Source organism: Pseudorhizobium flavum (assembly GCF_044142885.1).
GTDB classification, from domain to species: Bacteria; Pseudomonadota; Alphaproteobacteria; order Rhizobiales; family Rhizobiaceae; genus Neorhizobium; species Neorhizobium flavum.
In genome coordinates this window covers 627,288-652,511 of sequence record NZ_JBIOKZ010000002.1, presented here as the reverse complement: position 1 = coordinate 652,511, position 25,224 = coordinate 627,288, and the positions used below count along the sequence as shown (strand labels likewise).

Below are 25,224 nucleotides of genomic sequence, written 5' to 3'. Positions count from 1 at the left end.
TTCTTCGAGGCTTGCGAGAAACACCGCGCGTCCTGTTTACACACGGCCACGATGGGACCGCAGGCGTCTACTGTTATCGGATTTGTTGCTGCGCACAACCGAAAACATGCATCGCCAACAGGTTAGGCGTCCCTGCCAAGAGACGGAAACAATTGCAGGATTGCTCCGATGAAATAGAGGTAAACGCCAGACGCCACGACCCCATAGACGAGCCAGTCGGGAGATGCGAAGTGCAACAGCAGGGAATAGCCGCTGAGCACGCACCAGATCATGAGAATGGCCAGATTGACCGGCCTTAGACGTTTGACGCGCACCGGGTGGAGGAAGTTGATGGGCAGGAACGTGAGTATCACCGAGACGATCACGACAATGAAGGCAGTGGTCTCGCTCGCCTGGATGACGAAGAGAGTGAAGATCACCATGTTCCATACGACGGGAAAGCCGGAGAAGAAATATTCATCCGTCTTCATGCCCGTATCGGCATAATAGATCGCGCTCGAGACCACGATCAGCCCTGCGGCGACGAAGGACCACGGTTCCCCGATCATGCCGCTCTTGTAGAGAGCAAAGGCGGGGAGAAGAACATAGGTGACATAGTCGATGATGTTGTCGAGCGTATCTCCCGACCAGTTCGGCAGGACCTCGCGCACCCGCACCTTGCGTGCAATGGGACCGTCGATCCCGTCCACGAACAGCGCAAGCCCTAGCCACCAGAACATGTCGACAAAGCGGCTCTCGGCCGCTGCCACCACCCCGAGAAAGGCGAGAAACGATCCCGATGCGGTCAGGAGGTGGACGGAGAACGCGCGGATTTCGGCATAGGGGACTTTTCGGTAGTTGAAAATTCGTCTGATCACGCGCCATTCCCGTTCTGTTTGACGACCTATGCTGCGAAAACTGCGGCTTTGCAACCGGCCACTCCCGACCGGCACCCCTTGCGCGCAGGATTTGCGATCTGCGCTACCACGTCCCATGGATAAGGAGGCGGGAAGGCTCTACATAGCGCGGATTGGTTTGCCGACGAGGATGCATCATGCTGGACTATGAAGTTGCGGTGGTAGGTGGCCGATTGGCCGGCACGGTTGCAGCGCTTGCGATGGCGCGTGGCGGGCGTCGGGTCGCCCTGATCGCACCGGAGGCACCGGCGCACGACGAGCGGACGACGGCGCTGATGGACCACTCCATTCGCTTCATGGAGCGCCTCGGGGTATGGGACCGGATCGCCCCGACTGCCGCCCCTCTCAGCGTGATGCAGATCATCGACGGAACCGACCGGCTCCTGCGGGCGCCGACGGCGCAGTTCCGATCCGCCGACGTCGGTTTGACCGCATTCGGGTATAACATTCCCAACCGCGGTCTGCTCGAATGCCTGGAGAGCGCAATTTCGGCAGAGCCAAATGTCACCCGTCATCCGGTCACCATGGAGGCCTGCGCGCTGGCGCAGGAAAAGGCACACCTCACCCTGGCTGACGGAACGACCGTGACCGCGGACTTCGTGCTCGGTGCGGACGGGCGCTCGTCGCGCGTTCGCGAAAGTGCCGGCATCGGCACCCGGCGCTGGTCCTATCCTCAGTCGGCCATCGTGCTGAATTTCGGCCACGCCCTGCCACACGGCAATATCTCCACCGAATTCCATACGCCGACCGGCCCCTTTACCCAGGTCCCCCTGCCCGGCAATCGCTCCAGCCTGGTCTGGGTCGTCAGACCGGACGAGGCAGAGCGGTTGCTGGCGCTTCCGCTCGATCAGCTTTCCCTGCAGGTCGAGAAGCGGATGCAGTCGATGCTCGGAAAGGTGACGGTCGAGCCCGGCCCCCAATGCTGGCCTCTGTCGAGCCTGATGGCGGATCGATTCGGCAAGGGCCGCATGGCTCTCGTCGGAGAAGCCGCTCACGCGTTTCCGCCCATTGGCGCGCAGGGGCTGAACCTCTCGCTGAGGGACATCATCACGCTGACGGAACTCTTGGCAGACACGGTGGGCAGGCCCGTTGCCGCCGATGCCGGTGACCGCTTCAACCGCCGTCGCCGCCCCGACATCATGACCCGGACCTTCGGCGTCGATCTCCTGAACCGGTCGCTGTTGTCAGACTTCCTGCCCATCCAGATGCTGCGCGCTACAGGCATGCACCTTCTGAACGCGGTCCCACCGCTGCGCAATCTCGTTATGCGCGAGGGCGTGGAGCCTGGACGCGGCCTGCGGGCCTTTGTCGACCAGCTACGGGAAGAGGTCCGGCGGAAGAAGCCCGGCGGTGATCAGGTAGAGAAGCACCGGTAGTGTCAGGACCGAGAGTGCCGTGGTGATCAGCACGGTTGCGGATGCCCTTTCCTGCCAGACCCCGTACTGCTGGCTGATGACGAACACATTGGTCGCAGTGGGAAGTGCCGCGAGCAGGACGGCCGAATAGACCCAGACATGATCGAAGTCACCGGCAAGAGACAGGACTACGTAGACTGCTACCGGGTGAATGATCAGCTTTGCGGCTGACAGATAGCCGATCTCTACCGGGACCCGTTTGAGCGGCCGTAGCGCCAGGGTGACTCCCATTGCAAAGAGTGCACAGGGAGCGGCCGCCTGGGCCAGGTAGTCTACCAGACGCTGCGCCGCCGTCGGCACCGCAAGCCCGCTTGCCGCCACTAGGAAACCCAGCCCGGTGGATATGATAAACGGATGCAGCGCCACCTTTCGCACGACTTCGCCGGCCAGTTGAAGCGGCGGGCGTTTGTCGCCGCCCGCCACCGCCATCATGGCCGGCGCCACGATGAAGTGCGTGGCGTTCTCGAGGCAGACGATGAGCGCGACGGGCACCGCAGCCGCATCGCCGAAGGCGAGGAGCGCGAGACCCGGGCCCATATAGCCGATATTGCCGTAGGAGCCGCCAAACGCCTGGATCGTTGAATCGGCCACCGATGCTCGCCGGAGGAACCGCGCGATCAGGAAGAGCAGGATGAAGATTGCATAGGTCGCAGCAATGTCGGCAGCGATGAAGTCGATGCGCGCCAGATCCTCGATCGGCGTTCGTGAAACGAGCTTGAAGAAAAGCGCCGGCAAGGCGGCATAGATGATGAATGTGTTCATCCAGCCAAGCGCTTCGGCCGGCTGGCGCGTCACGCGGGCGGCGACATAGCCGATCAGGATCAGTCCGAAAAAGGGCAACAGCAATGCTGTGATGTCGGCCATCGTCTATCCTTCACCCGCACCGATCCGGCGCCGGGCCCGGCTTAGCCGATTTGCATCAGGATTGGAAAGGTCTGCTGGAACCAGATCGCGACCGTACTGATGAACCCGAACATGAATGCCAGTCCGGTGAGGACGAGAAGCACGCCCATGACCTTCTCGACCGCACCGAGGTGCCGGCGGAAGCGCGACAGGAAACGCATGAATGAGCCCGAGAAGCCGGCCGCGATCCAGAAGGGGACGGCAAGCCCGAGCGAATAGACGGCAAGCAGCGTCGCTCCGTCGCCCACCGTCTCGCGGGAGGCCGCGACACCGAGGATTGCCCCGAGGACCGGACCGATGCAGGGGGTCCAGCCGAATGCGAAGGCCAGACCCATGACATAGGCGCCGGAAAGTGTCGCAGGCTTCCCGCTCCCCTGGAAGCGCGCCTCGCGGGAAAAAAGGCCAATCCGGAAAACGCCGAGGAAATTCAGGCCCATGGCAATGATGATCATCCCGCCGATCTTGGCCAGGAGGTCGAGATGCTGGCGCAGCAGTACGCCAATGGTCGATGCACCGGCGCCGAGTGCCACGAAGACTGTTGCAAAGCCGAGCGTAAAGAAAACCGCGGCTGACAGCACCGCCCGCCGCGTTTGCACTGCGGCCTCGCTTGGCCCCTCCCCGCGAAACTGGTCCACGGAAATGCCAGCCATGTAGCAGAGATAGGGCGGTACCAGCGGCAGCACGCACGGCGACAGGAACGACAGCGCTCCCGCTAGCAAGGCACTCCACAGCGATATGTCCGCAATTGACAACAGCAACTCCTGCAATCAGCCCTGCCGAGGGCCTGCCTGCTAAAGCACGGCAAGACTGCAATGCCAATCACGTTTTTGAATGCTGCTTGTCTTGGGACAAGAAGCCGCATTTTTGCTGTTTTTGCGGTTGACCCGGAAAGTCCGTCTGCATATGTTCCGCGCACTTCCGAAAGGGGCTTCCCCTTGCGTGGGAGAGCGTAGCTCAGCCGGTAGAGCAACTGACTTTTAATCAGTAGGTCCAGGGTTCGAACCCCTGCGCTCTCACCAACCTCCCCTCATCTTGAGTTTGGAACCCGCAATCTTGCCCCAGGATGACGATTGCGCTGCTGCATCTATATACGATCTGTCATGACGAGGTGGATGAGCAGTTTGCGCGAATGGGCCCGGTCGCTGAAACGCGATGTCGTAGCCCTCTGGGTCGCTGCAAGAGACCCGCGCACTCCGCTCGGAGCGAAAATCGTCGCAGCCTGCGTCGCCGCTTACGCCTTGTCTCCTGTAGACCTGATCCCCGACTTCGTGCCCGTCCTCGGTTACCTGGATGACCTCCTGATCGTGCCTCTTGGTATCACTCTTGCGATCCGCTTGATCCCTCCTGGCCTGATGTCCGAATTCAGGATACTTGCTGAAGAGATCAGCGCGCGCCCGAGTAGTCGTGCAGGACTTCTGGCGATTATCTTGATCTGGGCGCTCGCAGCTGGGCTGGCCGGCTGGTGGGCCTGGAAAGCCTTCGAAAGCGTCTGATCCGTGGGACGGAGGGGGCCCATGAGTGGCCTGTCACAAGTTCCCTCGCCACTAGTCCCACGTGTTACCACTCAAGTGCACCTGCCTGATTACATTTTCGTCGTCCTCTGATAATCTTGACCGTTGTCAATGTTGGCTCTGACAGGAGGGGATTGTCATGCCACGCCTAGCAAATCTGTATTTCAAGACTGCGACCTGTTTTCTCATCCTCGGCATCATCATGGGGCTGCAGATGTCGATTTCCCACGATCACGCCGTAGGCGGTGCCCATGCTCACAACAACCTGCTCGGCTGGGTGACCATGGCGATCTTCGGCGGATACTATGCGCTGAACCCTGCCAAGGCTGAAACGCGGCTCGCCCAGCTGCAATACTGGGTCTACACGGCAGGCGTCACCGTGATGATCCCCAGCCTCTACCTGCTGCTCGGCGGCAATGCCGCCATGGAGCCGCTTGTCGCAATCTCGTCGATCGTAACGTTCGCCGGCGTCCTGTTGTTTGCCGGGGTTATTTTCACCCGGCCCAAGCCGATTGCTGAACCGGCCGCAGTACCGGGCTGAGGGGCATCGGACCAGGCTGCAGGTTGATCAGAATGGCGGGCGGATTCTCGGCGCCCGCCCTTTCCTGGCGTCAGCCGCAGACGAAAGTCGGAGACTCGACCGCATAGTGGCGCTGGCCGCGCTCAAGAAGGTAGACCTCGCGCTCCGGATGATCGCGAATGACGAAGCCGGCACTGCGCAGCATCGCCTCCATCGCAGCCGAATTGGGCAGAAACCAGTTCGTCGGGTCGTTCGCATAGCGTTCCTCGACGAAGAACAGTTTCGGATAGTCCGGTCGGTCAAATACCGCCCATTCGGAAAAGTCGTAGTTTTCCTTGAGTTCAGGTAGACGCTCATCGCCGCGCTGCAGGCACTGGAAGAGCATCAGGTCGTCAGCGACGTGCTCGTAGATCAGGTCGAGGGCGAGCAGCGGGTGCCGCAGGTGGTACAGAACGCCCATGAAGATCACCAGGTCGAACCGCTCCTTGAGCTTCGGGACGTCGTAGACGGACATCTGAAGATATTCGATGTCCAAGCCCTCGTGCTTGGCTGCGAACCGCGCCTGTTCCAGGTAGCGGGGATCGGGCTCGAGGCCAACGACCCTCCCAGCGTTCCGCCTCTTCATTTCCATCGCGTAGAAGCCGGCATTGCAGCCGATATCGAGGACGCTACGGCCTTCCAAGTCATCTGGAATAACATGCCTGAAGCCCTGCCATTTGAAGTTGGGGTAGTCGCCGAGAAAGTGCTCTGGCGCCGTTTCGACACCGCCGATCCGCATGTTCTGGAACCACGGACCAAGGCTGTCGATCTGTTCCTTCAGGTGGCGTCCCGGATCGCTACGTGCATCCATTCGTACTATCCCATGTCTGGTTGACCGTTGGCGGCGGGAATCGGCCCAGAGCATCAGTGGTTTTGGGCCTGGCTTCCCATCAAGCGGAAATGCGTTGTCGCGGATGTCGTTCCGTCGCCCTCCCCGGCGGGATCGCCAGAAGCGCCTCCACCAGTTCCCGCGATCGGGCGAGCCCCGTATGGTCTGCAAGCACCCTTGCCTGGGCGGATGCAGCGATTTCGTCCCGTTTTGCGTCGTTCGCGGCGGATAACGCCGCCACGACGTCGGCGGTGTCGCGTGCGATGATGATCGCGTCCTGGTGCGGCAGAAGCTCATCCAGCCCGCGCCAGTAGTCGCTGATGATCGGCGTCCCGCAGGCGGCCGCCTCGAAAAGGCGCACGCTGGGCGACCAGCCGGCCTCGATCATGTCGGCCCGCGTCACATTCAGCGTAAAGCGCTGGCGGCTGTAGAAGGAGGCGTGCTCGGCGGGCGGCAGGTGCTCGATACGCTCCACATTCTCCGGCCAATCGATCTCCGCAGGATATTGCGGACCAGCGACGACGAAGCGTCTGTTCGGCAGGCGGCGCGCGACGTCCAGCAGCAGCCTCTCCACGGTCGGCTGGCGATCGGGACTGTAGGTACCGAGGTAACCGAGATCCCATTCGAACGCCTCGCCGGTATTGACGTAACGCGCCGGATCGACCGAGCAATAGAGGGCGACAGCATTCCGTGAGCCGTAAACCTCCTCGAGCCTTTTCAACACCTCACCACCCGAGAACGAGAAATAGGCGTCGAAAATGGGTATCTGCCGCCGCGCCAGGTATTCCTCGTCATTCCGACCGAGCTTCGCAAGTGTCACGGGCGTGTCGATGTCATAGAAGCAGAGGCGCTGCGGAGACATGGCCACCACTTCGTCGATTACCCTGACGCCCTCGGGTACGTAGGAGCCGATGATCACTGCATCTGCCGACCTTATCCGGTCTGCGTAATTCCCGATCAGATCCTCCACCTGCGTATAGTACTGCAGTTCGCAGAAGTCCGGCGCCGGCAGATCGCGCTGGCTCGCGTACCAGGGAACGTCGCGCTCCAGGAACAGCACATGATGACCCTCCTCCTTCAGGCCCCTCAGGAGCGCCCGATAGGTGGTGGCATGCCCATTGCCCCAGGAGGACGAGAGGGAAAGCCCGAGGACAATGATGTCGAGTGATTGTCTCATTCGGCAGCCTCCAGTTTCTCGGCATGGCGGCGGAAGAGGAGATCCACCGTTTCGGCGCGGTGGGCATAGGTGTGCTCGGAAAGGACACGCTGCAGTGCCCGCTGTCCGATCTCCTTCGCCCGCTCCTGCGAAAGACCGCCGAGGATGTCGGCAACGTCCCCGCCGTCCCGCGCCACGAGGACCTCCTCGTCCGGCTTCAGGAACAGATCGATACCTTCCCAAAAATCCGTGATCAGGCAGGCCCCTGCCCCGGCAGCCTCGAAGACGCGGGTCGCTGGCGAGAAACCGTTCTCCGCCATGCTGGCTCGCGAGATATTCAGAACCGCCTTGGGCGTCACGTTGAAGGCATTGTGGTCGCGTGTCGACACGTGACCGATGTAGTTGACGTTCTGGGACATCGGCTTGTCCTGCCAGCCGGAGCCACCGAGCAGGAAGGTCTGGTCGGGAAGCCGCGAAGCGGGATCGAGAAAGAACTCCTCCACCCGCGCCTCGCGATCCGGAAGCCGATTGCCGAGAAAACCGAGATCAGCAGTGAAGCGCGGTTCAGCGGGAACCGGATGATGCGTCTGAGGATCAAGGGCGTTGTAGATCGGAATGCACTCCTGCGCGCCGATGAAGCGATAGGCGTCGACGACGGGATTACCGCCGCCGTAGGTGAGGACCATGTCGATCTTGCTGAGCGCGCCACGTAATGGATGGTCCGGCGCTCCCCGGACCTCCGCCAAAGTCGCGGGTGCGTCAACGTCCCAGAAAATCTTGAGCGCTTCCGGCCGCGCCTTGCGCAGCAGTTCCTCGAGCAGGAAATCGTCCTCGAAACCGACACCGCTTGCCTTGACGACGATATCCGCTGTGGCGGCTTGCTCAGTGGCCGTTTTCAGAGCACCCACAGTTCCTTCGTAGACGACGACCTTGCACCACTCCGGCGGGTCGATGTCGCGGTTCTTCTGCCGATCATAGACGTCCGGCTCGTAGAAGGTGATGTCATATCCTTTCTCTGCCAAAGCGCGCAAAAGGCCGCGGTAATAGGTGGCGGCTCCATTCCAATAGGCGGAGACAAGGCTTGATCCGTAAAAGGCAATCTTCATTCTGCGGCCTCCGCGGTTGTTGCATGGTCAGCTTCGGGGCGGTCTCCGAGATCAGCCAGGAAGGAAAGGAGTTCGTCGACGCGATGGCGGCAGGTGTGCCGCGCGAGGATCCTCTCTCGGCCGGTGACAGCGAGTTCGCGTGCGAGGTCCTTATCAGTGAGCACACGGCGAAGATGCTGCCTCATCTCCTCGCCATTGCGCGCAACAAGGAAGTCGGTGCCGGGGCGAAACAGGCCTTCACAGTCCTCCCACGGCGCCGAGATGAGGGGAATGCCGCAGGCCAGCGCCTCAAACACCCGGATTGTTGGAATCCCCGGCAGATTTTCGACGTAGGGGCGCCGCGGGATATGCATCGTCACGCGATATCGGGCGAAAGCCTCGGGCACATCGGCATTGGCGATCCAGCCCTTGTAAGCGATGCCCGCTTCGGCGAGAGACGCCAGTGCCGATTGCGGGTAGCGGACGCCATGGACGGTCGCCGTCAGATGAAGATCCCGTGCGGGAGCCACCAGGAATTCTGCAATCTCGGCTGTCCGCTCGTCATCGCCCCAGTTGCCGATCCATACGAGGTCGCCAGTCTTTTCCACATCCGGCATCGGCTTGAAGATGCTCGTGTCCGCCGCTTCATGCCATGTGAGAACGTTGCGGCCCCAACCCGCTTCGAGGTAGCGCCGGCGCAGCGTTTCACCAAAGGCGAGCACGCCGTCGTAGTCCTGGAGGTCGAGACCGCCGATATCCTTCTCGGCCGAAACCGCCCGGTGGTGCGTGTCGTGAAAAAGGAGAGCAAACCGCCCTCCATGCCTGCGCACCCGGCCGATTTTCTCCACCAGGGAAGGTTCCGACCACTCGTGGACCACCACGACGTCGGCATCGGCCAGAGCTGCCTCGTGATCGAAATCGGCCCCGTAGATCCGCGTTTCGAGGTCCGGGAATGTCGCCCGGAAGCGCTCCAGGGGGGCTGTCCCCTGGTCCCGGACCAGATTTTCGCGGCTCCAGGCACCTTCCGGTTCCAGTGCAACGGCATCATGTCCCCGACGTATCAAGTCACGCATGACGCCGCGCATGAAATGCGCATTGCCATGATTCCAGTCCGACATCAGGGAATGGGTGTAAAAGATGAAACGCATCACTACTCCGCAGCGGTCAGTGTGTTATTTTCTGTTCGCAGTTCAGCATAGATTTCAGCCATGGCACGGGCTTGGGCTTGGATTGTGAAGTCCAGCGATCGTTCATAGGCCTTCACTGCAAGCATGGCCCGCAGATCTGCATCATCAGCCAACCGGTTGATCGCCTCGATGAACGCCTCCGGGTCATCAGGGTCGGCAAAGCAGGCACAGCCGTCCCAGAGCTCCCGATAGGTGTCGATATCGGACAGAACGAGCGCGGCGCCCGCACGCGCAGCTTCAAGCGCTGCCAGCCCGAACGGCTCGTAGACGGAGGGCGAGACGACGATTCTCGCTCGTCGCATCAACGAGATCGTATCGGCATAGGATAGTTCGCCCCTGTGCTGCGCGTGCGCGATCGGCGTGTACTGTCCACCAGGCCCGTCATTGGCGCCGGCCATGATGACTGGCCATCGGGTTGCGGCAGCCGCTGCATCGAGCACCCTGCCGTTCTTCCCGTCATCCCACCAGCGTCCGGCGGCAAAGACCATGTCGGTCTTTTCGGCAAGCAGGTTCTCAAGCCGGCTGCCGTTGTGAATGACGCGCATTGCCGGGATGGATCCGTAGGCTTGGGTAACCATTTTTGCGTGGCTATGACTGGGTGAAATCACGATGTCCGCACGCTCAAGTCCTTGGCGATTGAGGTCCTGCTGCCAAAGCCAGTCTTGAGGAACGGGTTGTCGGCGCACCCCGGCGAACCAGGTAACAACGCAGGAGTGGGAGACGGCGACGACAGGCAGATCGGTTGGGATCTCCGCGGCCTGCGAGGGAAGGTTTAGGTGTAGGACATCCGCACCCACCTCTCGACCGAGCTCGGCAATCAACCGCGGAACGTCTGAAAGGTCGCTCTCGGCGGAGACGAGCCAGTCGAGTGCCGCGTCCAGATGGACAAGCTGCCCTACCTGCTCTGCCTCTTCCACCTTCTGGGCTGACGGCGCCGGGCCCAGACAGGCGAAGACGGTTTCCACGCCATGGTCGCGCAACTCGGCGGCGAGATCCATCGCGTAGCGCCAGACGCCGCCGATCGCGTCGACAGTCATCAGCAATCTCATGTCACAGGCGGGCGACCATTGCTGCGTCACGCCGGAATCCTTTTTGCTTCGCTGAGGATTGGCCGGCCGCCAAAACGATGCTCGACCAGCCACTCCGCGAGATGGCGGATACCACCACGCCAGCGGGTCCTGGCCTGCCAGCCGAGCTCCTGCTCGAGCTTCCTTGTGTCGGCGATGAAAAAGTACTGGTCGCCTGCACGCCATGGCCCGAAGGAGGTTTTCAGCGGTCGCCCGGTCAGACGTTCGATCTCGCGGAGCACCCCGAGAATGCTGACGGAGTTGTGGGGTCCGCCGCCGAGGTTGAAGACGCTCCCGCTAATCTTGTCGACGGAGGCCAATGCGGCGCGATAAGCAGCGACGGCATCGTCGACATGAAGAATGTCACGGACCTGCTTGCCGTTTCCGTAGATGGAGATCGGTTCGCCAGCCAGGGCACGGATCAGGAAGTGAGCCACCCAGCCCTGATCCTCCGTCCCGAACTGTCGCGGGCCATATATGCAGCTCATGCGGAGTACCGCGCTCGGGATCCCGAACGACTTGGCATAGTCGAGGACATACTGGTCGGCGACGCCCTTAGAGCAGCCATAGGGTGTGCAGAAAGAAAGCGGACGCTGCTCGTCGATGCCATGAGCCCTGATCGCCTCGTCCGACGGGATGTAGCGGTCGTCCAGTTCGAGCATGGTGATGTCTTCGAGCGCGCCGTAGACCTTGTTGGTACTTGCGAAGATGACCGGCGCCCGGTTGCCGGCCTTGCGTACCGCCTCGAGCACGTTGATGGTGCCCCGCGCGTTGGTTTCGAAGTCCTCGAGGGGATGTACCAGGCTCGTGGTAACCGCCGTCTGGGCTGCAAGATGGAAAACCGCCTTGGCATCGGTGAACGCTGCTTCGATCCCATGCATGTCCCGGATGTCCGCCAAGTAGGGGTGGACCCGGTCCCCATGGCGTTCCCTCAGCCAGGAGAGGTTCTGGTCGACACCCGGCCGCCCGAGGTTGTCCAGAATGACGACGTCCGCTCCCTCGCTCAGAAAGCTGTCCGCGAGGTTGGAGCCGATGAAGCCACTCCCGCCGGTAATGACGATGGGCGCGGCTCCCTCGCCGAGACGTGGCGCCGGGAACTCGGTGACCTCGCGCAGGCGCTCGACCCCGCCTTCCGTCAGGAGCCGAGCGAGAAGCTTCGGCTGCCCGTCATGCGTGACGGCGCCGAGATGGTAGTGGCGGGGATCGAACCAAAGACCTTCCTGCACCGCGACATTCGGCGGCACGTCGGCCCAAGAGTACCAGTAGAGCCTGTCGGCCGGTATATCCAGAGCATTGGAGAAGCGACGAACCTGCTCCATCTCGTCATTTCGCCAGGTCGAGTATCCTGTCTCAGTGACCCAGATCTCCGAATTCGGATTGTACTTATCAAGGATAAGCCGCATCTCGCCGAGATGCATGTCCCAGCCGCCCCAACTGCCCTCCTCGCTGTCCCAGGTCCCCGGGAACCCGTGAAAGCCCACTGCGTCGACGACGCCGAGAACGCCCCGTTCACCCATGAGGTTCAGCCAGTAGGGATCGAAGGGGCATGGGCCGCCCAGCACCGGTTTGAACCCCCTCTGCTGCGCCCAGTAGGCGGCACCGCCGACCATTTCGCAGAAAAGCTGAAAGTCGGTATCTTCGCGCCAGTCCCAATCCAGCAGGTTGTTCGGCTCGTTCCAGAGTTCGATGTGGCGGAAATGCTTGCCGTACCGGGTCAGGACGTGATCGATGAAGTCGGCATAGGATTTCAGATTGTGCGGGGCTCCTGAAGAGCGTCCCGTTCGCGACATCGACGGCGGCGTATAGTGAACGCAGGGCAGAAGGTCGATTTGCGATCCGATCTGCGGAATGAGCCAGTCGAACCAGGCCTCTCCTTCAGGAGCGAGATATTCAGCCCATGAAAGATGCGTCCTCAGATAGGATGCCCCTGATGCGATGAGGCGCGGCAGCACCTCCTCTGCCCGGTCATATTCTCCCGGCCGAAACCACTCGACGAAGCCGAACTCTTTTACTGCTGCCTTTCCACGGCTGGATCCGGTGTGCTTCATGATACCAGACCCCGCTCCTCGAGCTGACGCCGCATCTCGCTACCGCGGTCAACTGCTTCGGTGCTGCGAACCCACTCAACGAACGGCGCAAGCGAGTCCTCCAGCTTGTATTGCGGCTTGAAGCCGAGGAGCTCACGGGCCTTCGAGATGTCGGCGAAGCAGTTGCGGATATCGCCGGAGCGCGCCTTATGCATGATCTCGGGTTTGATCTCCGGTACGCCCATGGCATCCGCGAGAAGGGTCGCAACCTCCTCCACGGTGTAGGCCTGACCGCTACCCACATTGATTACATGGCCACTGGCGCTCGGCTGCTCGTACGCCAGGCGGAACGCCCGGGCGACATCGCGGACATGGACGAAGTCGCGGCGTTGCTGGCCGTCTTCGAAGATCGTCGGCGGTTGGCCGTTAGCAAGCCGCGACGCAAAATTGGCAAGGACCCCCGTATAGGGATTAGACAGTGCCTGCCCTGCACCGAAGACATTGAAGAGACGAAGAGCTACAGCCTCGACACTATAGGCTTCCCCGAAGATCAGGACCTGTTTCTCCTGCGCATACTTCGTCAGCGCATAGATGGAGGCGAGGTCCACTGGCTTGCTTTCGTCGGTGGCGACCGGTGTCAGCCTTTCGCCGTCCGGCCCGGCGGGCTCCCAGTGCCCCTGACGGATCTGCTGCGCCTTGCGGCGGATAAAGCCCATCGTACGTCCGTCATCGGTGGCGTAGAGCCCCTCGCCATAGACGCTCATCGACGATGCGACGACGATACGACGGATCGGCAGTCCGATCATGGCTTCGAGGAGGACGGCGGTTCCAAGATCATTGCCGCCCACATAACGAGCGATCTCGTACATCGACTGTCCGACCCCGACCTCGGCCGCCAGGTGGATCACCCCGTCGACCCCCTGAAGTGCCTCCGTCACCGCAGCCTTGTCGCGCACATCGGCACGGATCACCTCGACCAGGTCCGGAACTTCCGCCTCCGCATCGGCGTGGACCTGGTCGATCAGCGCATCAAGGACGCGGACCTGATAGCCTGCCGCAAGAAGTTCTTCGACGACGTGGCGCCCGATAAAACCACATCCACCTGTCACGAGAATTGTCGACATCTGCACTCTCTTCGCTGGAACAAATTGGCGATTTCGCGAGCCGAACCAGAGGCAGATGCAAAAGTTCCTTCTTCAGAGACATCTTTGTCATCAATGACATCTTCAACCGGTGTAGATGCCTATCGCGGAACACTTCCAGGAAATCGGCGTTCGGGAGCGTCGAAAACGTCACGAGAGGCTTCGCCGATGCAGGCTGCACCGATCCGAGATAACACTTCCCCCAAAGAGGATAGTGCAATGCCGCCGATTTCCCATGTCCTGGATCGCAATATCAATGCTTTGATACTTCGGAGGGCGCAGGACGAAAGTACGCTCTCCCGGCAGCAGAGGGTCGCCAACGGTATCACTGCCTTCGTCGGCAGTATGGTCTTCGTCTATATCCACGCTGCTCTCTTCGGACTCTGGATCCTTATCAACATCGGCTGGCTTCCGGTGGTGCCCGCATGGGACCCGTCACTTGTGGTGCTTGCCATGGCCGCGTCGGTGGAGGCGATCTTCATCTCCACCTTCGTCCTCATCAGCCAGAATCGCATGGCGGCCGAAGACGATAAGCGCGCGGACCTCAGCCTGCAGATCGCCCTGCTCAACGAGCACGAGACCACGCGGCTGGTAACAATGGTCTCTGCAATCGCCGGCAAACTGGGGGTCGATCCACAGGTAGCCCCCGAAGAACTTGAGGAGATGCAGCGCAATCTACCGCCCGATGTCGTCCTTGAGGAAATCGAGCGGCAGAACGAAAAGGGCGCATCTTCTTCATCATCTTCATCTTCAGGAACTCCCGCCTCCCTCACGAGTTGATCCGACAGCCGCTCCTGCTGAAGAAGGGCGCCTGACGAATGCGAGGGAGACGACGCGAATGAATATCATGACCAGTTCCAGGACGGGGTTGACGAGCGCCGCCATCATCACTGCCCCCGGGACAATCGTCGTGGAACAGCGACCATTGCCGCAGCCGGGTCCGGGCCAGGTCAGGATCAGGCTGGAAGGCTGCGGCGTGTGCGCGTCCAACCTTACCCCCTGGGCCGGCCCCGATTGGATGAAGTTCCCGACAGAACCCGGTGACCTTGGGCATGAGGGCTGGGGCTATATCGACGACGTCGGCGAAGGCGTCGACGGTCTGAAGATCGGAGACCGCGTCGCAGCACTGTCATACCATGCCTACGCCAGCCACGACCTCGCTGAAGCCCAAAACGTCGTGCCTCTTCCAGACGCACTCAAAGACATGCCCTTCCCCGGCGAACCCCTGGGTTGCGCAATGAACATCTTCCGCCGCAGCGAAATCCGCGCAGACCAGACAGTGGCGATCATCGGCATCGGGTTTCTCGGCGCGCTGCTGACGCAACTTGCGACGGCAGACGGCGCGCGGGTGATCGCCATCTCGCGCCGCGCCTATTCCCTTGAGGTAGCGCGCCGGATGGGGGCGGCCGAGTTTATCCCCATGGAGGACCACTGGCAGATCATAGAAGAGGTAAAACGCCTGACCGACAATAGGATGTGCGACCGGGTTGTCGAAGCGGTCGGCCAGCAGTGGCCGCTCGACTTGGCCGCCGAACTGACCAGGGAGCGCGGCAGGCTGGTGATTGCCGGTTATCATCAGGATGGTCCGCGGCAGGTCAATATGCAGTTGTGGAACTGGCGCGGGCTCGACGTCATCAATGCGCATGAGCGGGACCCCGCTGAGTATATCCGGGGCATCCGTGAAGCCATCGATGCCGTTGCCGAAGGACGCCTTGACCCCAACTCGCTCTACACCCACCGCTTCCCACTTGATCAGCTCGACCAGGCGCTGGATATGACCAGAGACCGTCCGGATGGTTTCCTCAAGGCATTGGTGACTTTCCGATGAACGAGGTATTGCGCAGCAGGACAATGCCGGCTGGCTCCCGCCCGGCGCGGCTCGGCTTTCTCGGCGTCGGCTGGATCGGGCGTCACCGCATGGAGGCGATCCTGTCTTCCGGTGCAGGAGAAGCAGTCGTAATCGCGGATGCGTCTCCGGAGATGGTCGAGGAAGCTCGCCGAATCGCGCCGGCCGCCAAGGTCGTCGACGGGGTCGATGAACTCCTTCGGCACGAACTGGACGGCATCGTCATCGCCACCCCCAGCGCGCAGCATGCCGCTCAGTCGATCCAGGCGCTCGAAGCTGGCTTTGCTATCTTCTGCCAGAAGCCGCTGGGCCGCAATGCACGGGAAGTGGAAGCGGTCGTCGATGCCGCCCGCAAGACGGATCGTCTGCTCGGCGTCGATCTGTCCTACCGTCACACCCAGGGTATGGAACGAATTCGTACCCTCCTGCAGAATGGCGAGCTCGGGTCGGTTTACGCGGTCGATCTTGTCTTCCACAATGCCTACGGACCAGACAAGCCTTGGTTCTATGACAAGCACCTTTCGGGTGGAGGCTGTGTGATGGATCTCGGCATCCATCTGGCAGATCTCGCGCTGTGGGCTCTCGATTTTCCGCAGGTGGAGAAGGTATCGTCACAACTCTTCCACCAGGGCCGGCGAATTTCTGGGCAGGCCGCCGAGGTGGAGGATTTTGCCACGGCCACGATCGAGCTTTCGACGGGTACTGTTCTGAGGCTGACCTGCTCGTGGCGCCTCCAGGCTGGGACCGATGCGATCATCGGAGCGAGCTTCTACGGCACCGGCGGAGGCGCAGAAATGCGGAACGTAAGCGGCTCCTTCTACGACTTCGTTGCGGAGCGATTCCAGGGGACATCTCGGGCTCCGTTGTCCGAGCCTCCGGAAGCCTGGGGCGGAAGGGCCGCCGTAGACTGGGCCCGCAGGCTTCAGTCGGGAAGCCGGTTCGATCCCGCATGCAGCGAATATACCGCAGCGGCGGCCGTCATCGACCGGATCTACTCGGCTGCTTGAAGCTGATCCATATGTCCGTCTGCCGGCGAGGCCTGTGACATGATTAATCGCCGCTCGGCCGGCGCGGAACCTCTTTGCCATCTGGGGGTTGTGAGGCTCAAGGAGTTCTCCATGCGCATTATTTTCGTCGTGATGCTCGCGTCAGTCCTGAGCATCCTCGCATTCAAGTACGTCGATCGGTCGATCGGCGAGTCGGATATCATGGCCTCGCCGATGGAGATGTCAGCCGAGAACTAGTGCTTGGCCAGAGGCGAGGCATAGGAACCACCCTACTGACGGAGGACGAAGCCATGTCCCGGAAGCAGATCATCCTCACCTTCCTTACAGCAATGACCGTTTACGTCCTGGCCGTTTTCCTGTGGCCGTCGAACATTACCCCCTCATCTCAGCTTGGTTCCGAAAAAGGAGCTCGGCTGGCAGGGTTGTCCAGCGAAGCCGACTTCCGCCAGGAACGCTTCGGCGTTCCGTCGCCGGTGCAGACGGAGACCCGGATACAGTAGGAGGCACCGCGAACACGGCACCTCCTTCCCGACGATCGGTGGGAACCATCGTCGCCGCTTGGTCATTCGCGCGGCGCGGTTGTGCTACTCGTGGATTTCGTAGGAACCCATTTCGCAGAGGTTCTGGCTGTCCTCGGTCGTATCCAGATCCGATTCCGCGGAAAACTCGAAGCGCATGTCGTATTCGCAGACGCTGCGGCCATCCGCGATCGTGATGCGGATGCTCTCACCCGGCTCAAGCACATCATTTCCGAAGACGTCTTCTTCCCATGCGTCGACGCCGACCGGCGAGGTGTAGAAGCGCTCGAGCGTGGAATTGGTCGAGTTCTTCAGGGTGAAGACGAGATCTTCCGCCTGCGCCACGCCTGCAGATACGAATACAGCCGTCAGGGTAGCAACGGCGGCCATGCTTGTCTTGATCACGATTTGAAATCTCCTGCCCATGATTGGGCATGCATCTCTTAGCAGGTATGTTCCAGGCGGCAATCGCGGTGGTGAGACTTCCGGTACGGCCAGAATCAGGGTTACCGAAGTTTAAGTTGGTCTTCCCTGGCCCGCGTGGCATCTGCAGATTACAGCCGCAACCAATTGATCTGGCGCAGGGCCGTCCGGACTGATTGCGTCTAGGCTTGTCGGGACGGAGAACGAGGAACACGAACATTGAAAGTCGAGACCGACATCGAGAGACAGAAGGCCAACGCTGTCCCGGATCTTGCCGCGATCCTGGGCGCTCAAGGCCGCAAGCCGCGACGCTCTCGGCTGCGGTGGAGCGTGATCCTCCTTGCACTCGTCTCCGGCGCCATCGGCGGATATCTATATTTTCGAGGCGACGTAGAGGCGTACAATTATACGACAGCCCCCCTTGAGCGCGGCGATCTGCAGGTCATTGTCACCGCGACCGGTTCTGTGCAGCCGACCGACCAGGTGGACATCTCCAGCGAACTCTCCGGTACAATTCGGGCAGTGAATGTGACCTACAACTCGTCGGTCAAGGCAGGCGCGGTTCTGGCCGAACTCGATACCAACAAATTGCAGGCCGATCTGGAAAATGCCCGTGCGCAGGTCGCCTCCGCCCGCGCCAACCTCCTGAAGGCAGAGACCGAGGTCGCGTCCGCGAAGACAACCCTCGATAGACTGACAGCGCTTGCCGATCGCAACATCAGCAGCCGGCAGGACCTTGACTCGGCCCGCTTCGCCCATGAGGCCGCGATTGCCGCCAAGGCAGTCAGCGAGGCATCGGTCCAGTCCGCCGAAGCAAGCCTGCGCCTGGCTGAGGTGAACCTCGGCAAGTCCAAGATCATCTCACCGATCGATGGCGTGATCCTGACCCGGGATGTGGAACCGGGCCAGACCGTCGCCTCCTCCCTCAATGCGCCAATCCTCTTCACCATTGCCGGAGACCTTCGGCAGATGGAGTTGCAGGTGGCGGTCGACGAGGCGGATGTCGGGCAAGTGGACGAGGGACAGGAGGCGACCTTTGCCGTGGATGCCTATCCGGACCAGCACTTCCCCGCCCGGATCCAGACCGTTCGCTTCGCGCCGGAAACGGTCTCCAATGTCGTCACCTACAAGGCGATCCTGACCGTCGAGAATGACGACCTTCTGCTGCGGCCGGGGATGACGGCGACAGCTGATATCGTGGTCGAGTCGGTGGAGGACGCGCTGCTCGTGCCGAATGCGGCCCTTCGCTATAGTCCGCCGGCCGTCCGCACCGGTAGCAGCGGAAGTATCTTGACCCGCCTTTTCCGCCCGCCACGCATGGGAGGCGGGCGCCAGCCGGGGCGTGACGAAGTCGGGCGAAGCGTATGGGTTCTCCGTGGCGGCACGCCGCAGCGCGTGACTTTGGAAACCGGACCCTCCGACGGACAATCGACGGTCGTGCGATCCGGCGAACTTGAGGAAGGCGATCTGGTGATCACCAACGCGACCGCCCGCAACGGTTGACGAGTCGATGGACAACCAACCCTTCATCGAGTTCCGGCAGGTCTCGAAATTCTACGGGCGCGGCGAGGCAACGATCCGCGCACTTGATCATGTCAACCTGGCCATCAGCAAAGGCGAGTTTGTGTCGATCATGGGTCCGTCGGGTTCCGGCAAGTCCACGGCCATGAACATTGTCGGAGGCCTGGACGTGCCCTCCTCCGGCGAGTACCTGTTTCAGGGTATCCCGACTGCCAACTTTACCCGGACTCAACTGACTCTGCTGCGTCGCCACATGCTTGGCTTCGTGTTCCAGGGTTTCAATCTCCTGGCGCGCACCTCGGCGATCGAGAATGTCGAACTGCCGCTGGTCTATCGCGGCCTGCCCGCGCGGGAGCGGCGCAAGCTCGCACAGCAAGCGCTCGAGCAGGTGGGCCTTCAGGGCCGTGAAAGCCACACCACTCAAGAACTCTCCGGCGGCCAGCAGCAGCGGGTGGCAATCGCCAGGGCGATCGTCACCGATCCCGCCGTGCTGCTTGCCGACGAGCCTACGGGCAATCTCGACACCAAGACCAGCCGGGAGATAATGGATCTGATCTCCCGCTTGAACCGCGAGCGGAACATCACGGTCATCATGGTCACGCATGAAGAGGACATCGCTGCCTACGGCCGGCGCCTCCTCCGCTTCGTGGACGGCCGGCTGGCTAGCGATGAGAGCCATGTTCGGGAGGCCCGGCATGTTCCTTGAGACGGCGAAGCTCGCCCTGAGAGCGATCCGACGCAACTTCCTGAGATCCTTCCTGACCGTCCTTGGCGTGGTCATCGGCGTGGCGGCCGTGATCGCGATGGTCACCATCGGCAACGGCACGACGGCTCAGGTGCAGGCCGAACTGACGCGGCTCGGTACCAATACCCTGTTCGTCCGCCCAGGGCAGTGGGGTCCCGGCCGGGCGAGCACGGAAGCAAAGCGGTTTGACGACCGCGACGTCGAAGCTATCCGCAGCCAGGTAAGTGGGTTGCGCGCTGTCGCCCCCGTCAACCGTGGTAGTGCCACCATCATCGCAGGGGGAGAGAACCGCTCCTCCAGCGTCATCGGCACCACCAACGACTACCTGATCGCACAGGACTGGGACCTCGCCTCCGGGCGCGTTTTCCTCCCCGGCGAGGAGCGAGGCCAGGCGGCCTGTCTCATTGGAGAGACGGTGAGGCGCGAGCTTTTCGGCACGGCTGATCCGGTAGGGCAAACAATCCGTGTCAGCAATATTGCATGCCCGGTGGTCGGGCTGCTTGCGTCCAAGGGCCAGTCGGGCCTGGGGGAAGATCAGGATGAGACGATCATCATGCCGCTGAAGCTGCACCAGCGGCGTATCGGCGGCACCACCACCATTTCCAGCATCACCCTCTCGGCCCAGGATCGCGTCTCCACCGCCATGGTGCAGGCCGATGTCGAAAGCCTCCTGCGCGAGCGCCGCCGGATCGGAATCGGCCGCGATGATGACTTTTCCGTCGCGAACATGTCGCAGATGGCAGCGGCAATGACCGGTACCACGACATTGCTGACGGGGCTTCTCGGCGCGGTGGCTGCCGTCAGCCTGCTTGTCGGGGGTATCGGCATCATGAACATCATGCTCGTCTCGGTGACCGAGCGAACCCGGGAGATCGGCATCCGTTTGGCGATCGGTGCGCTGGAAAGCCAGGTGCTGACGCAGTTCCTGGTCGAGGCGGTCATGCTCTCGGTCTTCGGAGGCGTGGCGGGAATTCTGACCGGACTTGGCCTCGCCTATGGCGTGGTCGGCTTCCTGAACGTCCCCTTCGTGACCAGCCCGACGATCATCCTCGTCGCTTTCGCCTTTTCAGCCGTGATCGGCGTCGTATTCGGCTACTTCCCTGCCCGCCGCGCCGCGCAGATGAACCCGATAGACGCGTTGCGCCATGAATAAGCTGGAAGAAAGTCGCAGCAGGAAGCGGAAGGACGGCTCAGCCTGCGTGCGACTGCTCGGCGCGCTCGCGTGCCAATGCAGCCAGATCAGCCGGCTTCAATTCGACTGACTCGCCGCAGCCGCATGCCGACGTCTGGTTCGGATTCACGAAGGTGAAGCCCGATCTCATCTTCGTCGATTCGAAATCCATCTGGGTGCCGAGGAGGTAAAGGACGGCAGAGGGCTCGACCCAGACTTGCGCACCCGCGTGCTCGATCAGGTCGTCCTTGGGATTCGGCTCCGTGACCAGATCGATTGTGTACTCCATCCCGGCACAGCCGCCCTTCTTGATGCCGACGCGCACGCCTTTGGCATCAGGACCGGAGTTCCCGACAATCGCCTTGACGCGGTCGGCCGCGGCGTCCGTCATGCTCATTACTGCAAAGCCCATGGGCCAATGCTCCTTCCACCTCCGGCGCAAAGGGCCGGTGCTGTTGGATCAATGTAGGTTGCGCCCGTAAGGCGATCAATACCAGCCGACGGCGACCTGAGCCTCTTCGGACATCCGCTCCGGCGTCCACGGCGGATCGAAGGTCATCGCGACCTCGACGCCAGAGACACCCTCCACGGCTCCGACCGCATTCTCCACCCAGCCAGGCATCTCCCCGGCGACGGGGCAGCCGGGGGCCGTCAAGGTCATGACGATCTTGACCATGCGATCGTCCTCGATGTCGATCTTGTAGATCAGGCCAAGCTCGAAGATGTCCGCTGGAATTTCCGGATCATAGACGGTCTTCAGCGCGGCGATGATGTCATCGCTAAGCCGCGCCAGTTCTTCCTGCGGGATCGCCGACTGGACGATGCCTTCGCGGGCATCCCACTTCAGTTCGCTGTCTTCCACGGCCATGGCAAGGTCCTCAGGCAAAGAATGTACGGGCGTAGTCGAGCGCATCTGCCAGAGCGTCGACCTCGGCACGTGTATTGTACATGCCGAACGATGCGCGGCATGTGGAGGTAACGCCGAACCGCTTCAAGAGCGGCATGGCGCAATGGGTACCGGCACGGACGGCGACACCTCGGCGATCGATGACCATCGAGACGTCGTGGGCATGAATCCCGGCGAGTTCGAAGGAGAAGATCGCGCCCTTCCCCGGTGCATTGCCGATGATCCGCAGCGAATTGATCGCCCGCAGCCGTTCAGCGGCGTAAGCCGCCAGATCGGCTTCATGCTTCGCAATCGCTTCGCGTCCGATTGTGTCGATATAGTCGAGCGCGTAGCCAAGGCCGATCGCCTGGACGATCGGGGGCGTTCCCGCTTCGAACCGATGCGGCGGATCGTTGTAGGTGATCTCGTCTTCGCTGACGTCGACGATCATCTCACCGCCGCCCTGGAAGGGTCGCATCTCCTGCAGCCGCTCCTTCTTTCCGTAGAGCACGCCGATGCCGGAGGGCCCGTAGAGCTTGTGGCCCGTCATGACGTACCAGTCGCAGTCGATGTCCTGGACGTCCACCGGCATGTGAACCGCGCCCTGGCTACCGTCGATCAAAACCGGAATGCCACGCTCATGAGCGATGCGGCAGACTTCCTTGACGGGGACCACCGTCCCCAGCGCATTCGACATATGCGTGATGGCGACGAGCTTGGTCTTGTCCGTCAGCGACTTCTCGAAGTCCTCGATGTGGAAGGCGCCGTCCTCATCGACCGGCACCCAGACCAGCTTCGCGCCCTGTCGCTCCCGGATGAAATGCCACGGCACGATGTTGGAGTGGTGCTCCATGATGGTGATGACGATCTCGTCGTCCTCGCCGATCTTCGGCATCCCCCAGCCATACGCCACCGTATTGATGGCCTCAGTGGAGGACTTCGTGAAGACGATGTCGTCCACCGATGGAGCGTTGAGGAACCGTCTTACCTTCTCGCGAGCGCCTTCATAGGCATCCGTCGCCGCGTTCGACAAGAAGTGCAGGCCGCGATGGACATTCGCATATTCCTGCGAATAGGCGTGTGCTATCGCGTCGATCACGACCTGCGGCTTCTGGGCCGAGGCGCCATTGTCCAGATACACCAGAGGCTTGCCGTAGACCTCCCGCGACAGGATCGGAAAATCCCGGCGAATGACTTCAACATCGTATTCTGTCGCTGGCGTGATCTGGTCCATGGTCAGGCGTGCTTTTCCAGCCAGGTCGAGATGACGCTTTCCAGCGCCTCGACCAGCTTTTCGTCCTCGAGTTCCTCGACAATCTCGGCGACGAAGGCATTGACCAGCATGGCCCGTGCCACGTTCTCCGGGATCCCGCGCGAGCGCAGATAGTAGAGGTGGTTCTTGTCGATGTCCGTGACGGTCGCACCGTGGCCGCAGACCACGTCGTCGGCGAAGATCTCCAACTCGGGCTTCACGGAAAACTCGCCGTCGTCCGTCAGCAGGAGCGTGTTGCAAGCCATCTTGGCATCGGTCTTCTGGGCGTCAGGCGCGACGCGGATCATGCCCTGGAATACGCCCTTGGCCCGGTCGAAGACCACGTTGCGGATGATCTCGGTCGAACTGGTGTGCGGCACGTTGTGGCCGAGCACCAGCGTGACGTCCGTGTGGGTTTCCTGGCCGAGGAGATTGACGCCGCGGAGGGTCAGTTCGCTGCCCTCGCCCTCGACGTCGATCCGCAGTTCCTGTCGCACCAGCTTGCCGCCGACATTGACGACGAAGAGCTTCAGCTTCGCTTCGGCTGCAAAGCGCACGCGGATCTGGCCGAGATGCGTGTCATCGGCGCCCTGCTCCTGCAGGATCACCCAAACCACGTCGGCACCCTCTTCCAGTGTCAGGTCGCTGATGGAGGATACGAAGGCGGCGTCACCAGTCACCGAGCGGTGACGTTCGATGATCGTCGCCCGGGAACCCGCGCCGAACGTCACCGGGAAGCGGGTATGAACCTGCCCTGCCCCGTGCAGCGCCTGCAGTTCGATCGGCGCGTCTACCGTTGCGCCGGCCGGCACGTTGATCTGGTAGCCGTCGCGGACAAAGCTGCCGTTGATCTTGCCGATCGCATCGTCCTTGTCGCGGGCTGTGAGCGATTGCGCGGCCGCACCACTGACGAGGGTGTCGGCGAAACTGGACACCTCGGCGCCATCGACGGAAACGGACGGCGCGGCAGCACCCTGAAGGACCGGCAATACCTGTGCGCCTTCAATGAGCGAAGCAATGGGTTCAATCGTCGGCACCACCGCGTTCGCGGTCGGCACAGCCCGCAGCAACGTGCGCAGGTCCGTATAGTGCCAGGATTCGACCCGGCGCGTCGGGAGCCCGGACGTCTTCAGGTCGTCCAGCAGACGGTCGCGAGTACCGGCAACAGCACCGTTCCCCGGCAGGCTCCCCATCTGTTCGTTATAGGCCTCGATCAGCGCCGTTTCGGCTGCCGTCAGGCGATTGGTCATCTGAATGTTCATGTCTACATCCTTCCCGGGGGTTCAGGCAGCTTCCCCGATGATGTCTGCATAGCCATTGGCTTCGAGTTCGAGCGCCAGGTTCTTGTCTCCGGAGCGGATGACCTGGCCCTTGTAGAGCACGTGGACCGTGTCCGGGACGATGTATTCGAGCAGGCGCTGGTAGTGCGTGATGACGATCACGGCGCGATCGGGGGACTTCAGCGCATTGACGCCATCCGCAACGATCTTCAGCGCATCGATATCGAGGCCGGAATCGGTCTCGTCCAGGATGCAGAGCTTCGGCTCGAGCAGCGCCATCTGCAGGATTTCCGCGCGCTTCTTCTCGCCACCCGAGAAGCCGACGTTCAACGGCCGGCGCAGCATTGCAGGATCGATCTTCAACTCGCCAGCGGCTTCCTTGACCCGACGCATGAATTCCGGGGTCGTGAGTTCTTCTTCGCCACGCGCCTTGCGCTGCTCGTTCATCGCGATCTTGAGGAACTGCATGGTGGCAACGCCCGGGATCTCGACCGGGTACTGGAAAGCGAGGAAGATGCCCTTGGAGGCGCGCTCCGCCGGGTCGAGTTCGAGAATGCTCTCGCCGTTGTAGAGGATGTCACCCTCGGTGACTTCGTAGTCTTCGCGGCCGGACAGGATATAGGACAAGGTCGACTTGCCCGAGCCGTTCGGCCCCATGATGGCTGCGACCTCACCCGGCTTTACGGACAGGTTCAGGCCGCGGATGATCTCGGTGCCGTCTTCGGCGATGCGGGCGTGCAGGTTCTTGATCTCAAGCATTTACAAATCCTCTCGGACAAACATCGTTGCGTGCAGCGC

Annotated in this window: 27 protein-coding genes and 1 tRNA gene; 12 read left to right on the top strand and 16 right to left on the bottom strand. The window is 61.8% G+C overall.

Translation table 11 applies throughout. The features are described from left to right. Positions 1–122: 122 nt before the first annotated feature. Positions 123–857 (bottom strand): phosphatidylcholine synthase, encoded by a 735-nt coding sequence (gene pcsA / locus ACEPP2_RS06665; RefSeq protein ID WP_183949683.1) that lies wholly within the window; start codon positions 855–857, stop codon positions 123–125. A 176-nt stretch (positions 858–1,033) separates the two neighbouring features. On the opposite strand from pcsA, the gene ACEPP2_RS06660 reads away from it, so the two are divergent. After that, positions 1,034–2,272 (top strand): UbiH/UbiF family hydroxylase, encoded by a 1,239-nt coding sequence (locus ACEPP2_RS06660; RefSeq protein ID WP_281977454.1) that lies wholly within the window; start codon positions 1,034–1,036, stop codon positions 2,270–2,272. On the opposite strand, the gene ACEPP2_RS06655 is transcribed toward ACEPP2_RS06660, so the two are convergent. Both ACEPP2_RS06655 and ACEPP2_RS06650 read right to left on the bottom strand, forming a co-directional pair. Then, positions 2,213–3,175, bottom strand: a complete 963-nt coding sequence (locus ACEPP2_RS06655) for an AEC family transporter (protein ID WP_395516135.1) — start codon at positions 3,173–3,175, stop codon at positions 2,213–2,215. The two genes, ACEPP2_RS06660 and ACEPP2_RS06655, sit on opposite strands and share 60 nt — an antisense overlap. Positions 3,176–3,216: 41 nt before the next feature. Continuing rightward, positions 3,217–3,966: a cytochrome c biogenesis CcdA family protein gene (locus tag ACEPP2_RS06650; protein ID WP_395516134.1), complete on the bottom strand. Its 750-nt coding sequence runs from the start codon at positions 3,964–3,966 to the stop codon at positions 3,217–3,219. 191 nt (positions 3,967–4,157) lie between these two features. Here ACEPP2_RS06650 and ACEPP2_RS06645 point away from each other — a divergent pair. The 3 genes from ACEPP2_RS06645 to ACEPP2_RS06635 all read left to right on the top strand — a co-directional run bounded on the left by ACEPP2_RS06645 (position 4,158) and on the right by ACEPP2_RS06635 (position 5,266). Then, positions 4,158–4,233: transfer RNA gene (locus ACEPP2_RS06645), tRNA-Lys, on the top strand. Positions 4,234–4,326: 93 nt separating this feature from the next. Then, a complete protein-coding gene (locus ACEPP2_RS06640) occupies positions 4,327–4,707 on the top strand; it encodes a YkvA family protein (protein ID WP_395516133.1) in 381 nt (126 codons plus the stop codon). A 157-nt stretch (positions 4,708–4,864) separates the two neighbouring features. After that, a complete protein-coding gene (locus ACEPP2_RS06635) occupies positions 4,865–5,266 on the top strand; it encodes a heme-copper oxidase family protein (RefSeq protein ID WP_152340132.1) in 402 nt (133 codons plus the stop codon). Positions 5,267–5,336: 70 nt separating this feature from the next. Here the strand turns inward: ACEPP2_RS06635 and ACEPP2_RS06630 are convergent, their stop codons facing one another. From ACEPP2_RS06630 to ACEPP2_RS06600, 7 genes are all read right to left on the bottom strand, one after another. Beyond that, a complete protein-coding gene (locus ACEPP2_RS06630; protein WP_077546358.1) occupies positions 5,337–6,095 on the bottom strand; it encodes a TIGR04290 family methyltransferase in 759 nt (252 codons plus the stop codon). Positions 6,096–6,174: 79 nt separating this feature from the next. Next, positions 6,175–7,290, bottom strand: a complete 1,116-nt coding sequence (locus ACEPP2_RS06625; RefSeq protein WP_395516132.1) for a CgeB family protein — start codon at positions 7,288–7,290, stop codon at positions 6,175–6,177. Then, a complete protein-coding gene (locus ACEPP2_RS06620; protein WP_395516131.1) occupies positions 7,287–8,375 on the bottom strand; it encodes a CgeB family protein in 1,089 nt (362 codons plus the stop codon). The genes ACEPP2_RS06625 and ACEPP2_RS06620 overlap by 4 nt, the downstream gene beginning before the upstream one ends. Then, a complete protein-coding gene (locus ACEPP2_RS06615) occupies positions 8,372–9,502 on the bottom strand; it encodes a CgeB family protein (protein WP_395516130.1) in 1,131 nt (376 codons plus the stop codon). The genes ACEPP2_RS06620 and ACEPP2_RS06615 overlap by 4 nt, the downstream gene beginning before the upstream one ends. A 2-nt stretch (positions 9,503–9,504) precedes the next feature. After that, complete coding sequence (locus ACEPP2_RS06610; RefSeq protein WP_395516129.1) at positions 9,505–10,578, bottom strand: glycosyltransferase family 4 protein; 1,074 nt, start codon at positions 10,576–10,578, stop codon at positions 9,505–9,507. Positions 10,579–10,616: 38 nt separating this feature from the next. Continuing rightward, positions 10,617–12,656, bottom strand: coding sequence for an SDR family NAD(P)-dependent oxidoreductase (locus tag ACEPP2_RS06605; RefSeq protein WP_395516128.1), 2,040 nt, complete (start codon positions 12,654–12,656; stop codon positions 10,617–10,619). Further along, on the bottom strand, positions 12,653–13,759 hold the full coding sequence (locus tag ACEPP2_RS06600) for an NAD-dependent epimerase/dehydratase family protein (RefSeq protein ID WP_077546364.1): 1,107 nt from the start codon (positions 13,757–13,759) through the stop codon (positions 12,653–12,655). Before ACEPP2_RS06600 ends, ACEPP2_RS06605 begins: the two co-directional genes overlap by 4 nt. Before the next feature lie 186 nt (positions 13,760–13,945). Here ACEPP2_RS06600 and ACEPP2_RS06595 point away from each other — a divergent pair, with 186 nt between their 5' ends. The 5 genes from ACEPP2_RS06595 (at position 13,946) to ACEPP2_RS06575 (ending at position 17,130) form a co-directional block, all read left to right on the top strand. Next, positions 13,946–14,557 carry a DUF1003 domain-containing protein gene (locus ACEPP2_RS06595; RefSeq protein WP_395516127.1) on the top strand — a complete coding sequence of 204 codons (612 nt, stop codon included), beginning with the start codon at positions 13,946–13,948 and terminating at the stop codon, positions 14,555–14,557. A 58-nt stretch (positions 14,558–14,615) separates the two neighbouring features. Beyond that, entirely contained in the window at positions 14,616–15,605 is a 990-nt protein-coding gene (locus ACEPP2_RS06590; protein ID WP_395516126.1) for an MDR/zinc-dependent alcohol dehydrogenase-like family protein, read from the top strand. Beyond that, positions 15,602–16,630, top strand: a complete 1,029-nt coding sequence (locus tag ACEPP2_RS06585; protein WP_395516125.1) for a Gfo/Idh/MocA family protein — start codon at positions 15,602–15,604, stop codon at positions 16,628–16,630. Before ACEPP2_RS06590 ends, ACEPP2_RS06585 begins: the two co-directional genes overlap by 4 nt. Positions 16,631–16,741: 111 nt before the next feature. Beyond that, the gene (locus ACEPP2_RS06580; protein WP_268876990.1) at positions 16,742–16,867 is read left to right on the top strand and encodes a hypothetical protein; all 126 of its coding nucleotides are present in this window, start codon (positions 16,742–16,744) and stop codon (positions 16,865–16,867) included. Positions 16,868–16,920: 53 nt separating this feature from the next. Further along, the gene (locus tag ACEPP2_RS06575; RefSeq protein ID WP_395516124.1) at positions 16,921–17,130 is read left to right on the top strand and encodes a hypothetical protein; all 210 of its coding nucleotides are present in this window, start codon (positions 16,921–16,923) and stop codon (positions 17,128–17,130) included. A gap of 84 nt (positions 17,131–17,214) precedes the next feature. On the opposite strand, the gene ACEPP2_RS06570 is transcribed toward ACEPP2_RS06575, so the two are convergent. After that, complete coding sequence (locus ACEPP2_RS06570; protein ID WP_139346141.1) at positions 17,215–17,538, bottom strand: hypothetical protein; 324 nt, start codon at positions 17,536–17,538, stop codon at positions 17,215–17,217. A 252-nt stretch (positions 17,539–17,790) separates the two neighbouring features. Between ACEPP2_RS06570 and ACEPP2_RS06565 the strand changes: the two genes are divergently transcribed. From ACEPP2_RS06565 to ACEPP2_RS06555, 3 genes are read left to right on the top strand one after another with little or no spacing between them, the layout of a single operon-like run. Further along, on the top strand, positions 17,791–19,074 hold the full coding sequence (locus tag ACEPP2_RS06565; RefSeq protein WP_395516123.1) for an efflux RND transporter periplasmic adaptor subunit: 1,284 nt from the start codon (positions 17,791–17,793) through the stop codon (positions 19,072–19,074). Positions 19,075–19,081: 7 nt separating this feature from the next. After that, positions 19,082–19,798, top strand: coding sequence for an ABC transporter ATP-binding protein (locus tag ACEPP2_RS06560; RefSeq protein WP_281978255.1), 717 nt, complete (start codon positions 19,082–19,084; stop codon positions 19,796–19,798). Further along, positions 19,788–20,990, top strand: coding sequence for an ABC transporter permease (locus tag ACEPP2_RS06555; protein ID WP_395516122.1), 1,203 nt, complete (start codon positions 19,788–19,790; stop codon positions 20,988–20,990). Before ACEPP2_RS06560 ends, ACEPP2_RS06555 begins: the two co-directional genes overlap by 11 nt. A 37-nt stretch (positions 20,991–21,027) precedes the next feature. Here the strand turns inward: ACEPP2_RS06555 and sufA are convergent, their stop codons facing one another. From sufA to sufC, 5 genes are all read right to left on the bottom strand, one after another. Beyond that, a complete protein-coding gene (sufA, locus tag ACEPP2_RS06550) occupies positions 21,028–21,420 on the bottom strand; it encodes a Fe-S cluster assembly scaffold SufA (RefSeq protein WP_077546372.1) in 393 nt (130 codons plus the stop codon). A 75-nt stretch (positions 21,421–21,495) separates the two neighbouring features. Next, positions 21,496–21,876: an SUF system Fe-S cluster assembly protein gene (locus ACEPP2_RS06545; protein WP_395516121.1), complete on the bottom strand. Its 381-nt coding sequence runs from the start codon at positions 21,874–21,876 to the stop codon at positions 21,496–21,498. Positions 21,877–21,886: 10 nt separating this feature from the next. After that, positions 21,887–23,128: a cysteine desulfurase gene (locus ACEPP2_RS06540; RefSeq protein WP_395516120.1), complete on the bottom strand. Its 1,242-nt coding sequence runs from the start codon at positions 23,126–23,128 to the stop codon at positions 21,887–21,889. A 2-nt stretch (positions 23,129–23,130) separates the two neighbouring features. Then, positions 23,131–24,408 carry a Fe-S cluster assembly protein SufD gene (gene sufD, locus ACEPP2_RS06535; RefSeq protein WP_395516119.1) on the bottom strand — a complete coding sequence of 426 codons (1,278 nt, stop codon included), beginning with the start codon at positions 24,406–24,408 and terminating at the stop codon, positions 23,131–23,133. A gap of 21 nt (positions 24,409–24,429) precedes the next feature. After that, positions 24,430–25,185, bottom strand: coding sequence for a Fe-S cluster assembly ATPase SufC (sufC, locus tag ACEPP2_RS06530; RefSeq protein WP_077546376.1), 756 nt, complete (start codon positions 25,183–25,185; stop codon positions 24,430–24,432). Positions 25,186–25,224: the final 39 nt, after the last annotated feature.

Coding starts and splice junctions, on each gene's coding strand:
- ACEPP2_RS06655 (WP_395516135.1), bottom strand. CDS start 3,175: ATGGCCGACATCACAGCATTGCTGTTGCCCTTTTTCGGACTGATCCTG.
- ACEPP2_RS06635 (WP_152340132.1), top strand. CDS start 4,865: ATGCCACGCCTAGCAAATCTGTATTTCAAGACTGCGACCTGTTTTCTC.
- ACEPP2_RS06600 (WP_077546364.1), bottom strand. CDS start 13,759: ATGTCGACAATTCTCGTGACAGGTGGATGTGGTTTTATCGGGCGCCAC.
- ACEPP2_RS06595 (WP_395516127.1), top strand. CDS start 13,946: ATGCAGGCTGCACCGATCCGAGATAACACTTCCCCCAAAGAGGATAGT.
- ACEPP2_RS06540 (WP_395516120.1), bottom strand. CDS start 23,128: ATGGACCAGATCACGCCAGCGACAGAATACGATGTTGAAGTCATTCGC.
- ACEPP2_RS06625 (WP_395516132.1), bottom strand. CDS start 7,290: ATGAGACAATCACTCGACATCATTGTCCTCGGGCTTTCCCTCTCGTCC.
- ACEPP2_RS06545 (WP_395516121.1), bottom strand. CDS start 21,876: ATGGCCGTGGAAGACAGCGAACTGAAGTGGGATGCCCGCGAAGGCATC.
- sufD (WP_395516119.1), bottom strand. CDS start 24,408: ATGAACATTCAGATGACCAATCGCCTGACGGCAGCCGAAACGGCGCTG.
- ACEPP2_RS06555 (WP_395516122.1), top strand. CDS start 19,788: ATGTTCCTTGAGACGGCGAAGCTCGCCCTGAGAGCGATCCGACGCAAC.
- ACEPP2_RS06570 (WP_139346141.1), bottom strand. CDS start 17,538: ATGGCCGCCGTTGCTACCCTGACGGCTGTATTCGTATCTGCAGGCGTG.
- ACEPP2_RS06575 (WP_395516124.1), top strand. CDS start 16,921: ATGTCCCGGAAGCAGATCATCCTCACCTTCCTTACAGCAATGACCGTT.
- ACEPP2_RS06585 (WP_395516125.1), top strand. CDS start 15,602: ATGAACGAGGTATTGCGCAGCAGGACAATGCCGGCTGGCTCCCGCCCG.
- sufA (WP_077546372.1), bottom strand. CDS start 21,420: ATGGGCTTTGCAGTAATGAGCATGACGGACGCCGCGGCCGACCGCGTC.
- ACEPP2_RS06605 (WP_395516128.1), bottom strand. CDS start 12,656: ATGAAGCACACCGGATCCAGCCGTGGAAAGGCAGCAGTAAAAGAGTTC.
- ACEPP2_RS06640 (WP_395516133.1), top strand. CDS start 4,327: ATGAGCAGTTTGCGCGAATGGGCCCGGTCGCTGAAACGCGATGTCGTA.
- ACEPP2_RS06620 (WP_395516131.1), bottom strand. CDS start 8,375: ATGAAGATTGCCTTTTACGGATCAAGCCTTGTCTCCGCCTATTGGAAT.
- sufC (WP_077546376.1), bottom strand. CDS start 25,185: ATGCTTGAGATCAAGAACCTGCACGCCCGCATCGCCGAAGACGGCACC.
- ACEPP2_RS06630 (WP_077546358.1), bottom strand. CDS start 6,095: ATGGATGCACGTAGCGATCCGGGACGCCACCTGAAGGAACAGATCGAC.
- ACEPP2_RS06580 (WP_268876990.1), top strand. CDS start 16,742: ATGCGCATTATTTTCGTCGTGATGCTCGCGTCAGTCCTGAGCATCCTC.
- ACEPP2_RS06560 (WP_281978255.1), top strand. CDS start 19,082: ATGGACAACCAACCCTTCATCGAGTTCCGGCAGGTCTCGAAATTCTAC.
- ACEPP2_RS06615 (WP_395516130.1), bottom strand. CDS start 9,502: ATGCGTTTCATCTTTTACACCCATTCCCTGATGTCGGACTGGAATCAT.
- ACEPP2_RS06660 (WP_281977454.1), top strand. CDS start 1,034: ATGCTGGACTATGAAGTTGCGGTGGTAGGTGGCCGATTGGCCGGCACG.
- ACEPP2_RS06590 (WP_395516126.1), top strand. CDS start 14,616: ATGAATATCATGACCAGTTCCAGGACGGGGTTGACGAGCGCCGCCATC.
- ACEPP2_RS06610 (WP_395516129.1), bottom strand. CDS start 10,578: ATGACTGTCGACGCGATCGGCGGCGTCTGGCGCTACGCGATGGATCTC.